The sequence below is a fragment of the Actinomadura vinacea genome (genome assembly GCF_039532545.1).
Lineage (GTDB): Bacteria > Actinomycetota > Actinomycetes > Streptosporangiales > Streptosporangiaceae > Spirillospora > Spirillospora vinacea.
In genome coordinates this window covers 95,599-109,433 of sequence record NZ_BAAARW010000004.1, presented here as the reverse complement: position 1 = coordinate 109,433, position 13,835 = coordinate 95,599, and the positions used below count along the sequence as shown (strand labels likewise).

Here is a 13,835-nt window from a genome sequence, read left to right as displayed (position 1 = left end):
GAGCGGAATCGGTCACCCCAGGTCTCCACCACCGTTCGGCCGTTCTTCGGCCGCTCCTCGGCCCCGATTCGGGGCCTTCATCTCGCCGTCTCAAACCGAGAACCGACCGAAGTGACCAGTGAGCTGCACGATCACCGCCCGCCGTCGGAAGCGGTCCTGGCCGTCCAGCTCGACGGTCAAGCCTCGACAAGGCACCGACATCGGCTCTGACCAGCCCGAAGACCGCCCCGAGAGAAAAGCGATCAAAGAAACCCAAAGCCGGTGCTGCCTGCTCCGCGATAGCTGGCACGGCACGAGAGGACGCCGACGAGTACGGGGACACCCAGACGCAAGACGCGAGTGACGAGAGTCCAAGATCGGGTCTGGTCTGGTCAGTTACCTAGTGACACGGGGACCGGGTTGGCCATCGCGGGCCACCCACCATGAACACCACACCGTCCGACCCTGGTCCGGAATCGTCAGGACCGAACCGTCCCACTCCTTCGGCCGCTCGACAGCTCCTGCCGCTGACCGTCTGGCTGTGCTCGGACACCGGCTCATCGACCGAGGCGCCGACCACGCAAGATCCTGCGGGCCCTTCGCGAACCTGCCCGCGGCACTGCAACGCGGTCGGCCGTGAGCTCGCGTGGCACCTGATCAGGACTTGCAGCAGTGACGGCGAACTCGTCGTCGAGGCCTTCGCCACCAACGAGAACACGCTCGCCGCAGCGGCCGTGTCGGGCCGCCGGGGGATGGCCTGCGTGCCCTACTTCCCGCTCGCCCGGCACATCGGCACCCGGCTGCGCGACACCCTGGCCGCGCCGGAGATGGCCAGGGTCGCGATGCGCCCCTTCCGCCCTGACCAAATGCACCGCGGAATGGCCGACCAGCTCGGCGCGGTCAGCCTGATCATCGCGGCCCCGCCCGCCTACAAAGTCGGAGGCCGCAGGCCCGAGGTCACTGCGACAGGGCACTGCCCGGCCTGTCGCGCCGATCTGTGGAGGCTGTCCAAGCAGCAGCTCAGTACGTTCTTGAACGCCTCATGGCGCGTGCTGCGTCCCGGAGGTCACCTCGCCGTCATCACCACGGCCCGCTACCAGGACGATGGACGCCTCATCGATCCCGCGCCCCAGATCATCCGGGACGCCCGCACGGCCGGACTGCGCTACAGCCAGCACATCATCGCCGTCCGCGTTCCCGTCGATGGAGACAGCCTGCTCGTCCAAGTGACCCCTACGAGCTTCGGGCAATTGCGGGACGTCCGATCGCGGGCCATGCCCCCGGCGGCCCGCGTTCACGCCGACATCTCCCTGTTCAGCAAGCCCGCGATGTCCGCGGGTTCACGGAAACTGAAGGGTCGTCGGGACGAACCCAAGGGTCAGGTCCCGCCTTTGCCTCCGTCGGACCCGTGGGTTCGTGGTGAAGGTGAGAGGTCGGATTCGTGAGGGCGTTCCAGGAGCGCGCGGGCGGAGTCGGCGTAGCGGATCGCGGTTGTGGGGTGGAGACCGAAGACGCGGGCCAGGTGCAGCGGGTCGGCGCCGTGGGTGAGGGCTTCTTCGAGTTGTCGGTCGATGCGCAGTTTCTCCAGCGAGGCGGGAAGGCCCTTCAGCGACCGTTCGAGCCAGATGTGGCTGACCGGGTCGAGGCCGTTGGAGCTGATCACGCTGACCAGCAGGTGCGGGTTGGCGGTGTTGGGCCAGCGTGTCCGCCGGTGGTCGAGCCAGTCGAGCAGCAGCCGGTGGGTAAGGTCGTCGATCGGGCGGGTGCGTCCGGCGATGGTGATGCGGCGGTTGCCCAGGTCGACGTCGTCGAGCCGCAGGGCGCGGATCGGGGTGTTGCGGGCGGCGTGCACGGCGGCCAGCGCGACGTAGAGCCGGGCGTGCGGGGTGGTGGCCGCCTGGACGGTCTGGGCGATCTGCTCATCGGTCAGGGGCTGGAAGATCGGCTGCGGGGCTTTGCCGACCCGGATGCGGGCGGCGGGGTCGCGGAAGATCAGGTTGTTCTTCTTCGCCCAGGCCAGCAGCGACCGGAGGGTGACGGCGGCCATCATGCGGCGGTGCCCGTGCAGGGTGTCGAGGTGGGCCAGCACGTCGTCGCGGGTGATCTCGCGCAGGTGGTGGTAGCGGGCCGACCAGTCACGCAGTGCGGGCAGGGCGGCGTGAAGGTAGCCGCGGGCGTGCTGGTCGCCGCGGGCTCGGACGCGGGGGCCACCGTCGCGCAGGGTGAGTGCCCAGGTGCGGGTGTGCGCCGCGATGGCGGGCGCGAGGTCGGCGAGTTTGGCGTTGAGCCACACCTGGAAGGCGGCGGGCCGGTCGTCGATCAGGATGCCCATCGCCTCCAGCACCTGGGTGGTGCGGCGGAGCGGGTGGCGGTGGCGCCGCATCACTTCGCGGAGGTGCGAGGTGCGGACCACCTCACCGTCGTGGTGGTCGGCCAGCAGCATGACCAGGGACCGGTTCACCGCGCGGTGCACGGTGCCCGACCAGCCGTGCGTCTGCGCCATCCCGTAGGCCAGGTGCAGCGCCCAGGCCAGCCATGGGTTGTCCGGTGTGGTCTGGGGCTTGCGCAGGTCGAAGCGCCCGTATCGGTAGCGGCGCGGCACCTGGTCCAGCATCTGGTCCGGCAGCGCGGGCTGCAGCCACCGCGTGCGGGGACGGACCGCCGCGGGTGGGGGCGGCTTGGGCGGGGGCGGTCCGAGCACTCCGCGGCCGACGCCCAGGCGTCGCGGGCGGGTCTGCACCAGGTCACGGGGCGCGGGCAGCCCCGCCAGGAACAACTGGTGATGGCGAACCTGCCGGACATAGGGCAGCAGCAGCCGGTGCCGGGGCACCTGCGCCGGGGGCCGGTCCAGCCGGGCCTGGCACCAGCACATTCGGCAGTAGGCCTTGTGCACCGGAAGGTCGCGGCCGCAGGCCGCGCAGGTGTCGGTGCCCTGGTGGCGGGCGGCGAACTCGTAGCAAGGCCGGCACACGCCCCGGTAGGCCATGACGCCCCAGGCCAGGCAAGCGCGGCAGGACGCCGGGACTCTTCCGGCGTCCGGGACACCCGTGGGATTGCGGGGAGCGGGAGTGCGGGGCATCGCCGGTCACTCCGGTGGCAGCGAGCGGCCGTCCGGGCGCCGGGGGACCACCTTCGGAGCGGTTCGGTCGCCTGCGCCGGTTCCCGTGCCGGCTCTGGTGTCGGCTCTGGTGTCGGCTCTGGTGTCGGCTCTGGTGTCGGCTCCTGTGCCGGTTGCTTGGGCGGCGTGCCGCTCGGCCTGGCCGGGGGCGGGGACGTTCTCGGGCTGGGGGATCAGCAGTTCGCCGATCTCGCAGCCCAGCACGGCGCAGATGACCTCGAGGTCGGCGAGCTTGATCGAGATCGGCTGGCCAGACCACAGGCCCGACATCTTGCCCGCCGAGATGACCAGGCCTCGTTCGGCGAGGCTGCGCTGCAGCTCGGAGGCCTTCCAGATACCTCGGTTCGCGGCGGCCAGCCGCAGGTTCCACTTCACCCCTCACAGTCCCTTCAGCCGGGCCGCGGCACGCTGCTGGCCGGTGATCCAGGCGTCCTCGACGTGGGTGCGGTGGACGTGGATGTAGTGCATCGTGGTGGCTATCCAGGCGTGTCCGAGGGTCTCCTGGATCGCGACCAGGTCCATCCCGCCCAGATACAGCTGGCTGGCGCAAAAGTGCCGCAGCACGTGCGGCGTCAGCCTGTCGGGCCGGTCCGGCAGGTGCCGTGCGGCGGCCTCGGCCAGCGCGGCGCGCAGGCGGTCGTCCCCGAGGCGGGCGCAGCCGCCGTCGGCGGTCTTGCGCTCGGAGGGGAACAACGGAGCGCCCGGGCGGGTGTGGTCGGTGTCGAAGTGGCCCCACACCTGTTCGACGAACCAGCGCAGCGTCCGGTCCGCGCCGTTGATCAGCGGGACCATCCGCTCACGCGGCCCGCTGCCCCGGCTGCCCTTGCCGTGCCGGACGTGCAGCTTGCCGAACCGGCCCAGCTCCCACTTGACATCGGCGAGGTCCAGGCGGCGGACCTCGTTCACCCGCAGGCCGACGTCGGCCATCAGACGGGCGGCGGCGTAGTTGCGGGCGGTGGGCGCGAACTTGCGGCAGACAGCCAGGTCGGCACGCCACCCGGCGAACAGCCGGTCGACCTGCCCGGCCGACGGCGGGATCCGAAGCGCCGCGCCGGTGCGTCCGCGCGGCCGGTTCATCTCATCGATCGGGCACTGCACGACCCGCCCGGTCATCTGGTGGATCTCGACCTTGTGGCGCAGCTCCAAGAACAGGAAGTACACCTTCAGCGCCTGTGCCCGCCCCAGCCGGGTGCCCTTGGCGGCCTCGCGCAGCGCGGTGCCGAAGTAGGCGTCGGCGTCGGCGGGCTCCATCTCCCACAGCGGACGCCCGAACCAGGCCCGGACCTGCTCCAGGTGACCGACATCGCTCTGGATCGTGCCGTCGGTCAGCCCGGCCGATGCCCGGGCCAGCACGAACCCGGCCAGCACGTCGGTCTCCAGCGCCGCCAGTTCCTCGGGCCCCGCCGCCGCGCGCACGTCGCGAAGGTCCCGAACCGCCGACAGGCCCAACCCGCACCTCCACCCGTTCGCCGCAGCCGCACAACGATCGGAGAAGACGATATGACTTCACGGATCGTGAAGATAGATCAACACGCCGTGACATGCAGAGGTCGGGCGCCGCACCACTGTCCCTGGTGGGGCAACGAGAGGCCCACACACACGCCGACGACCAACAACCTGCGGGTTGTTTCTCACGCGCCGAACACGCGAACCCGAAGGGAGATCAACCGATGACATCCGTGCCTGAGCAACCGGACTCAGCGCGCCGGGCGCTGCCGTCGGTGTTGACCACCGGGCAACACCCTTCACGCGTGCAGCGCAAGGGCCGGTACGTGCCCGAGTCGACACGGCACCCGGGCAAGATGCTGCCCGCCATCGCCGCCCAGGTCATACAGGCCTACACCCACCCCGGAGACCTGGTCATCGACCCCATGTGCGGCATCGGGACCACCCTGGTCGAGGCCATCCACCAGGACCGGGACGCGATCGGGGTCGAGTACGAGCCCGACTTCGCCCGCCTGACAGCGGCCAACATCGCCCACGCCCGTGCCCAAGGCGCCACCGGCAACGCTGAGGTCCTCTGCCACGACGCCCGCCACCTCGACACCCTGCTCCACGACCGGCGCGGCCGAGCCGCGCTCGTGCTGACTTCACCGCCCTATGGCTCCTACACCCACGGGCACGTCCGGCCGCAGGACCCCGGCTGCGGCGCCAAGGTCACCAAGTGGAACCACCGCTACTCCACCGACAAGACCAACCTCGCCCACCGTGGCATGAAAGAGCTGATGGAAGGCTTCGCCCGCATCCTCGCCGGCAGCTCCATGCTGCTGCGCCCAGAGGGCATCGTCGCCGTCACCGTCCGCCCCATCCGCATCAAGGGCGAACTCCTCGACCTGCCTGGCCTCGTCATCGACACCGCCGAACAGATCGGGCTCGTCCTCACCGACAGGTTGGCCGCCCTGTTGTGCGGACTCCGTGACGGCCGCATCATCACGCGCGCGTCGTTCTTCCAGATGCTCGAAACCCGCCGCCTCCGCCAGAACGGCATCCCCGCCTGCGCCACAGCCCACGAAGACCTCCTGATCTTCGGGCAGGGCACCGAGGCGCTGGGAGGTCATACGTGTTGACCCGGCGCTCGTTCGACTCGCCACGCCGACCCGTCCCCGCGCTTGACCTTCTCGGCAGAGGTGTTGATCAGTACCCGGGCGGGTGGCCGACGACGGGCACCGGCGCATGCGGGGCGGCCGCGCCATGACCGCCCGCGACAACGGCAAACCACTAGTGCGGGTCACGGTGCCGGATGAACCGCCACGGCTGACTCCTGCCGCTGCTCGGGTGCTGCTGCGGATCGTTCTTGCCGCGCGCTCTCGATCCGGCCCCGGACCTGCTGACCAACGGGAGAAGGACAGATGAAGCACACCGCTGTTTCGCTCGGTCGAGAAGCGAGCCGATCGGCTGGGTCGCGGTTCGCCTTCTACGGGCGTGTATCGACCGAGGACAATCAGGACCCCGAGGCCTCGCGTGCGTGGCAGATCCGCCGGGCCCGGGCTCTGATCGAGCCCAAGGGCGGGGAGATCGTCGCCGAGTTCTTCGATGTGGACAAGTCCCGCTCGATCCCCTGGATCCGGCGCCCACGGGCCTCGGCGCTGATCGAGGAGTTGAAGAAGCCGTCTCGCAGGTTCGACGCGGTCGTCATCGGGGAGCCGCATCGGGCCTTCTACGGCAATCAGTACTCGCTGACGTTCCCGCTGTTCGAGCACTTTGCGGTGCCGCTGTGGGTGCCGGAGGTCGGCGGTCCCATCGATCCGGCCAACGAGGCCCACGACATGATCATGGGTGTGTTCGGTGGGCTGTCCAAGGGGGAACGCAACCGGATCAAGATCCGTGTCCGTTCCGCCATGGCCGCGATCACCGCCACCGAAGGCCGCTTTCTCGGAGGTCGTCCGCCGTACGGGTACGAGCTCGCCGATGTAGGGCCGCACCCCAACCCGGCGAAGGCGGCCAACGGGAAGCGGCTTCGCCGCCTGGTACCGCATCCGGCGTATTCGCTGGTGGTCAAGTGGATCTTCGCTCAGTACATCAAGCAGAACGGCAAGGGCCTGGGGGACATCGCCGAGGAGCTGACCCGGCAGGGGATCCCGTCGCCGTCGGCCAGTGACCCTGGCCGCAATCCGCATCGTGACCAGGTCGCGTGGTCGAAGATGGCCGTTCGGACGATTCTGGGGAATCCTCGGTATACGGGCCGTGAGGTGTGGAACAAGCAGCGCAAGGACGAGGTGCTCCTGGACGTCGACGATGTGGCGCTGGGGACGACCACGGTGATGCGCTGGAACGACCGTGACCAGTGGGTGTGGTCGGAGAACCAGGTCCACGACGAGATCGTCTCGATCGAGGACTTCGAGCGCGCCCAGCAGATCCGTCAGGCTCGGGCGCGGGGCGAGTACTCCAAGCGGGGGAACCCGACACGCCGTCCCTACGTGTTCCGGGGCTGCCTGTTCTGCGGGTACTGCGAGCGGAAGATGCAGGGGAACTGGAACAACGCTCAGGCGTACTACCGGTGCCGCTTCCCTGACGAGTACGCCCTGGTCAACAACCTCGAGCACCCTAAGGTCGTCTACCTGCGCGAAGCCGAGATCATCGGGCCGGTCGAGGAGTGGCTGGCGACGGGGTTCAGCCCCGAGCGCATCGCGGCCACGATCGAGACGATGGCCACGCAGGCCACCGCGCGCCCAGATGAGGCGGCCGAGCTTGGCAAGCGGCTTGCTGCGTGCGACCGGAAGTTGCGGCAATACCGTCAGGCGCTCGAGGCCGGTGCGGATGCGGCGGAGGTCACGGGCTGGATCAACCAGGTGAGCGGGGAGCGTCAGCGTGTGAAGGCGGGGCTGGAGGCTGCCCCGCGGGCTCCGCGCCGGGACGTGGTCTCCCGTGAGGAGATCGTCCGGGTGCTGGAGCAGACGGGTGACCTGGTGCGGGTGGTGCTGGAGGCCGATCCCCTCGACAAGGCCGACTTGTTCAAGGAGATGGGGTTGTGGATGACCTACTATCCCCAGAAACGACTAGTGGAGGCCCAGGTGATCCCGGGTCCTCCACATGTGCGGTCGGTGTGTGTCCGAGGGGGGTACGAGCCCGTTCGCCAAACCCCGATCCCGCTGGCCGCGTCCCTGCCGTTCCCGGAGGTGGCCTAGCGTGCTGCTTACCTCCTGTGTGGGCGTCCTCCAGTTGATGAACTGCAGGGCGCTGGCATTTTGAGAGCTGTGCGGATGATGTCGCCGCGTTCGCAATGTCGGGTCGCCGCGGCCACCAACAGCCGGAAGCTATGGTAGCCGCGGGACGAGTCGCGGCTGTAGGTCCGGCCCGGCCGGGGTGCGCGGCAGTACCGGCCGCGTTGGCGTATGGTCCTGGTCAACACAAACAGGCGCGAACCCAGGCCCCCCCGGAGGGACGCGTGGACTACGACCTCGACCGGCTTGGCTGGCGGCAGATGGAACACCTGGCCGAGTCGCTCGTCCTCAACATCCTCGGTAACGGCGTCAGCGTATTCGGGGACGGTCCGGACGGTGGACGAGAAGCCGTTTTTGATGGGCCGATCAAATTTCCCGAGCCCGATCCTGGAGGGCCGTGGAACGGCTACGGCGTCGTCCAGGTGAAGCATCGAACACACTCGCGGGGGCGTTCCGACAACGTGCAGTGGCTCCAGAGCCAGATCAGGGAGGAGGTCAACGAATGGCTGGATCCCAAGTCGAAGCGAGGGAAACTGCCCGACTACTTCCTCGTGATCACCAACGTCGGCCTCTCTCCCGAGCCCGAGACCGGGGGCTGGGCGAAGATCGAGAAGTACATGAGAGAGAAGGTGTTACCCAGGCTCCCGTTCAAGGGGTGGCGGATCTGGGACTACACCACGCTGTCCCGCCTGCTCGACGACACCTCGGATATCGTACGAAGCTACTACGGGTTGATCACTCCCGGCGATGTCCTGGCGCGGCTGCACGACTATGTGACGGGTCTGGCTCCCGACCTCGGTGACACGCTGTTGACCCATGCTGCAAAGGAGCTTCTCGCCGAGCAGAGCGTCACGCTGGGACAGGCCGGCGACAGGGAGGAGGGCAGGCTAGCGCTCAACAGGGTGGCGGTAGATCTGCCCGCCGAGTGGCACGATCAGGACGTCAAGGTGGTGGCGCACGTCCTCAAGCGGGGTGAGATTTCCTCGCGCCCGAACGATGACGGGACCTCCCATCGCCCTCTGGTGGTCTTGGGCGGCCCGGGGCAGGGTAAGACCACCGTGGCGCAGCTGATCTGCCAGGCGTACCGCGTGGCCCAGTTGCTGGACGTTGAGGACGACCGGCTACCGGCGGAGGTCCGTGCGCTGCGGGACGAGTTCGTCGGCGACATCATCGGGAAGCTTGGGATCGCGATTCCCGACAGGCGGCGATGGCCATTCCATGTCAGGCTCGACCGTTACGCTGACGCACTGGCGAAGAATCCGGACCTCACACTGCTCCATTTCATCGCCGAGAGGGTGAGTAAGCGGTCCGTCCGTGAGGTGACCGCAGCGCAGATGGTCGACTGGCTCGCCCGCTGGCCATGGGTTCTGATTCTGGACGGAATGGACGAGGTCTCCGATCCGCATGACAGAGACCGAATCCTGGGTCACATCCAGGACTTCCGGGTTGAGGCGGCGTACCGGACCGCTGACCTGTTGCTCCTGGTCACGACGCGGCCTCAGGGGTATCTCGAGGAGTTCCCGAGCGAAAAGTATGACCACCTCTCGCTGCGTCCACTGAGTACGGCGGAGGCGTTGGGCTATGCCGAAAGGCTGGCCGAGGCGCGTCATCCCGCTGACGGCGAGCAGCGCCAAGAGGTGCTCCGGCGTGTCGGCGAGGCGGCAACGGAGGAGCAGGCCTCCCGGCTGATGCGTTCGCCGCTCCAGGTGACGATCATGACGTTGCTGCTCGAACGTCGGCGCCGCCCTCCCCAACACCGGTTCGGGCTATTCAAGGGCTACTACGACACGGTCTTCGCCAGGGAGGTGGCCAAGCGCACGGTGGACGCGGGCCTGCTGGACCGGCACGACGCGCTGATCCATCAGTTGCAGGCCGAGGCGGGCCTGCTGCTCCAGGCGCGGTCTGAGCGGGAAGGGGAGGCTGAGGCGGCCCTGCCGTTGGACAACCTGCGCGCGCTGGCGGCGCGGTTGCTGCGGGAGGAGGATAACGAGGCAGACGTCGTGGACGACTTGTCGACCCGGCTGGTCGACGTGGCCGGACGGCGGCTGGTGCTGCTGACGCCTCGGCCGAACGGAGGCTTCGGCTTCGAGGTGCGCAGTCTTCAGGAATTCATGGCTGCGCGGGCCCTGCTGTCGGATTCCGATCCTGTCGTGACGCAACGCCTGACCGTGCTCGCGTCTTCCAATCACTGGCGCAATACCTGGCTGTTCGCAGCCGGTGGGGTCTTCGCCGAAAAGCGGCACCTGAGAGAGATGCTGATGTCGCTGTTTGCCACGGTGAACCAAGGTGACAACATCGCGCTGGCCGTGCGGCCGGCGGCGCACCTCGCAGTCGATTTGCTCGAGGAGAACGTTGCCGACGCGTCGCCCAAGTTCCAGAAGGCATTGGCGGGCGAGGCGCTGGAACTGTTGCGCCATCATCCCGACCTTCACCTGAAGCGGCTGGCGGAGGTCCTCGCTGACGTGGTCGAACGAATGCCAGCGGTGGAGGACATCGTGATCCGCGCGGTGAAGGACGCCTTCGCCGCATCCGGCCGCCCCGCTCTCAGCGCCCTAATGGTGTGCGCGACCTGGGTGGGCGGAGAGGGAAGGCTCGTCGAACGGGCGCGTGCCTGGCTTGCCGAGGCCCGTACGGATCTGGCTCAGGTGAGCCCGCGCCAGCGGGGCGCGGTGGCGGGGCTCGCCGCCACCTTCCCGTTCGTCCAGCTCAGGGAATTTGAGCTCACCAGCCTGATGGCCCGCCGCCGGGAGAGCATCAGCGCGGCAATGGACGTCGTACGTCAGCATCCGACATTGACACAGGGGGACCTCCCCTTGGTAGACCGGATTATCGAGACGCTCGGCATGGCCGAGGTCGAGCGGAGCCACTGGCCGGAGGGCGGTCTGGACGTGGTGCGTGGTGACCGCTCCTACCGTCCGGACCTTTCAGGCCTAGGCCCCGCCCTCGACAACCAGCGAGTGGCCGCTGCGCTGATTGCGGCGATGGACGACGTCGGTCTGGCCGACTGGCCCATCGCGAGCATGCTGCGGCGGGCCCTGACACTCTGGGTGCAGCGTCGTCCCGTCACAGGCCTGCTTCCGAGGGCCGGTCTCACAGATCCCGGAGCGTGGCCCTAATGCCCAGTTCCTCCGCCAGATGGGCGATCTCTTGAGCCTGTTCGGGGGGCAGTTGCGCCTGGAGTGAGAGGGACAGGTAGCTCATAACCCCGCGATCCAGGCTGTCGAACAGCCGGCGGAAGATCAGTGCGAGCCGGTCGGCGGCGTCCGGGTCGGAGGCGAAGTTCTTCATTACCGTGAACATGAGCTGCTGCTCGACGGGCGAGGCGTCCTCGTCCTCACCCTGGTCCTGGCCGCCAGCCGCGTCCTCGCCGGAGTCGGTCTCGCCGCCCCCGCCGGAGCCGCCGCCGGGCCGCGGATCCGAAGGGTCGGCTGGCTTAGGGTCGGGCTTCGGCTTCGGCCTGGCGAGCCGGTAGGTGGGCGCATTGAAGTTGATGCCGGTCAGGTCGTCGACGACGACGGTCTCGTCACCGGCTCGGACGACCCGCAGTTCGCCTGCTCTCACCGCCTCGTAGATGGCCTCTCGGAGATCAGCCTCTCCGCCTGGCAGCAGGCCCAGGCGCGGTGTGTTCCAGAAGGCGTCGCGGATCTCGCCCAGCGGACGGCCGTAGTCACTGTCACGCAGGTTGTGCACCAGCGCCCGGCCAGTGAACTTCCCTCGCGGAAACGCCTTCTGCGCCTCAGCGAGGACGTCCCAGACCTTCGCGCCGTCGAGCGTTCCCTCGTCCAGGTTGCGCTGTGCGACGTTGCGTTCCACGGTCGGATCAGGCTGGGCCAGGTAGAGCACGTGCTGGAAGCCGCGTTCAACATAGTCGTCGAACCGGGACAGCACCTGGTCACGCCCCTGTTCGGCCTGGGACTTCAGGTCGCCATCATCCTCCACCTCGGGCCCGTCGAGGACGCGTTCGTACGCCAGGTACTCCGCGGCGGCCTTCCGGGCGAGACCACGCTGGCGTGCCGCAAAGACCAAGAACACCAGGGATGACGCCCACTGCGTCGGTACATGGTCTACGCCGATCCCCAGGAAGATGCGCACCGCGTCCATCGTCGGCCGCTGGGTGCCGTTGCCGAGTGTGTACATGGCGGGGTCGAGCACCACGAGCCGGGTGGCGCGGGCCTTCTCGAGTTCGGCGGCCGCCAGGACCTCGCGGTGTGATCGCCCGGGTTGAGCGGGCAGGAACCGCGCCAGAGCGAAAGGCCCTTTCCGCAGGCGGGTGGTGGCCCGTTGAGCGATGGCCTGATCTCGGTCGGCCTCGGTGATCGTGTTGCGCATCGCTCGCACGAGCATCGGCAACCGCTGCTGGGTGGACAGGTAGTACCGGGGCGGTTGCCCGCCCCGGCCTGGGAAGAGCTCCAGCGACGCCAGGCCGCTGCCGTCGGTGTCGGTCAGCGCCTGGATGACCGCGTCCGCGTCGTTGTAGCCGTACCCGGCGTCGGGGACCATGGTCGCGGCTTTGACCTCGGGGTCGCTCGCGCCACGTCGGGATCCGCCGCGCGCACCCGCGATCGAGGCCAGGAAGATCATGGTCGCCGCGCGCTCGGCCGCGCGCGGGTTGGTCGCCTGCCACGGCGCGTCGGTCCGCGCCGAGTCGAGCACGCGCGCCGCGCCAGCGCGGTCCGACAGGTCGACGACGTCGTTCTGGGCGATCGACTGGTAGTTGCTGCGCGTCTTGGAGTTGCTGATCAGTCCGGAGGTGAGCACCGCCTTGCGCGTTTCGAAGTCAGAGAGCGGGATGTCGCCCGGCCCGATCAGCAATGGCGTCCAGTGTCCCGCCTCGGCTCGTTCGGACAGCGCGCGCACGGTTGCGGAGAAGATCTTGATAGTGGAGCGAACCTGCTGGAAGCCGGACAGGTTGGCCCACTCGCCCTCGGCGAGGTCCATCAGCTGAGGGTGGAAAGGGAAGGTCCGCTCGGCCTCGGCGGCGAAGCGCTTGGTCCAGCGGGTGCTCAGAGCCCCGGCCACCTTGGACTTCCAATTGCCCTGGGCCAGAACCGGTGAGAAGGCATCCACAGCGGCGGACACGGCATGCGACAGGGCGGCCTGGTCGGAGTGCTCGAACAGCCGGCGCCGCAGGATGGCGGTGAAGTCAGCGTTCTCGTTCACCGCCATGGTCTCGCCGTTGCGCTGGAGATAGGCCTCCAAATCCTGACGGCGCGTCTCGCCATCACCCTGCAGTGTCGTTGGGTCCTTCTCCGAGGAGATCATCACGACGAGCATGGCGGTGTTGGGGGTGTCCCGCACCGCCTCGGTGAGCGCCCGGAGGAACGCCATGTCCTGCGCGGTCAGCTCGGCGTTGTTGCGGCCCTCCAGCCCGTCGCCTATGTAGTTGAGAATCTCGTCGAAGATGATGAGCACGGGGCGGCCGATCGCCTTGATCGCCTCGCTGATGTCCGCCTTGCTGGAGAAGAACGGCTTGTAGTGCTCGAAGAGCGACTCCCGGTCGTCCCGCCCCGCGAACAGCCGCCACAGGAACCGCTCGTAGAGGCTGTAGGCCCACGGACCGTCGAACTCCGGATCGGTCGCGGGCGCCGGTGTCATGTTGTCGCCCGACAGCACGACCGCGTGCGGGTGGCCGAGGTGTTCGGGCAGGTCCGCGCCCAGCGCCTCCCTGGCCCGCGCGAACACCTCACGGCCGATGTCGGTATCGGCGAGGTCCTCGGGGGATGTCGCCAGATGCCAGGCTCCGATGCAGGCGTGTGATTTGCCGCCGCCCATGCCTTGATCGAGCCGGACGAGGGCGCGGCCGAGGTCACGGTCCGCACCACCGCCGAGCCGGACGGCCAGCCCTGTGAGCAGCTCGGTTAGCTGTTCGGTCGGGTGGGTGATCTTTCCGTAGTACGAGGCGGTGGCGTAGAGCGGACGGGCCGCGCCCTTGCCGTAGACCACCCGGAACAGTGAGGCCGTGGTGTCGTCGTTCGCGCCCGTGGCACCGAGCACCTCTTCACGGAGCTTCAGCGTCCGCCACCACACGCCAATCTGGCCAGCCTCGACCATGGCTTCCCCTCGTCACGATTCAGATT

At 68.6% G+C, this 13,835-nt stretch carries 8 protein-coding genes; 4 read left to right on the top strand and 4 right to left on the bottom strand.

The features are described 5' to 3' along the window. Positions 1–740 precede the first annotated feature (740 nt). On the top strand, positions 741–1,424 hold the full coding sequence (locus tag ABD340_RS06285) for a hypothetical protein (RefSeq protein WP_344587556.1): 684 nt from the start codon (positions 741–743) through the stop codon (positions 1,422–1,424). On the opposite strand, the gene ABD340_RS06280 is transcribed toward ABD340_RS06285, so the two are convergent. The 3 genes from ABD340_RS06280 to ABD340_RS06270 are packed head-to-tail and all read right to left on the bottom strand — an operon-like array spanning position 1,358 to position 4,513. Further along, positions 1,358–3,058 carry a hypothetical protein gene (locus ABD340_RS06280; protein ID WP_344587555.1) on the bottom strand — a complete coding sequence of 567 codons (1,701 nt, stop codon included), beginning with the start codon at positions 3,056–3,058 and terminating at the stop codon, positions 1,358–1,360. The genes ABD340_RS06285 and ABD340_RS06280 overlap by 67 nt on opposite strands. Before the next feature lie 6 nt (positions 3,059–3,064). Next, positions 3,065–3,472, bottom strand: a complete 408-nt coding sequence (locus tag ABD340_RS06275) for a helix-turn-helix domain-containing protein (RefSeq protein ID WP_344587554.1) — start codon at positions 3,470–3,472, stop codon at positions 3,065–3,067. A gap of 3 nt (positions 3,473–3,475) precedes the next feature. Next, positions 3,476–4,513 carry a tyrosine-type recombinase/integrase gene (locus ABD340_RS06270; protein WP_344587553.1) on the bottom strand — a complete coding sequence of 346 codons (1,038 nt, stop codon included), beginning with the start codon at positions 4,511–4,513 and terminating at the stop codon, positions 3,476–3,478. 335 nt (positions 4,514–4,848) lie between these two features. Between ABD340_RS06270 and ABD340_RS06265 the strand changes: the two genes are divergently transcribed. The 3 genes from ABD340_RS06265 to ABD340_RS06255 all read left to right on the top strand — a co-directional run bounded on the left by ABD340_RS06265 (position 4,849) and on the right by ABD340_RS06255 (position 10,874). Beyond that, a complete protein-coding gene (locus ABD340_RS06265) occupies positions 4,849–5,664 on the top strand; it encodes a TRM11 family SAM-dependent methyltransferase (protein ID WP_344587551.1) in 816 nt (271 codons plus the stop codon). Positions 5,665–5,946: 282 nt separating this feature from the next. Next, on the top strand, positions 5,947–7,722 hold the full coding sequence (locus tag ABD340_RS06260) for a recombinase family protein (protein WP_344587550.1): 1,776 nt from the start codon (positions 5,947–5,949) through the stop codon (positions 7,720–7,722). Positions 7,723–7,982: 260 nt separating this feature from the next. Beyond that, positions 7,983–10,874, top strand: coding sequence for an NACHT domain-containing protein (locus ABD340_RS06255; RefSeq protein ID WP_344587549.1), 2,892 nt, complete (start codon positions 7,983–7,985; stop codon positions 10,872–10,874). On the opposite strand, the gene ABD340_RS06250 is transcribed toward ABD340_RS06255, so the two are convergent. Further along, entirely contained in the window at positions 10,849–13,809 is a 2,961-nt protein-coding gene (locus tag ABD340_RS06250; RefSeq protein ID WP_344587548.1) for a DUF499 family protein, read from the bottom strand. The two genes, ABD340_RS06255 and ABD340_RS06250, sit on opposite strands and share 26 nt — an antisense overlap. Between the last annotated feature and the right edge of the window lie 26 nt (positions 13,810–13,835).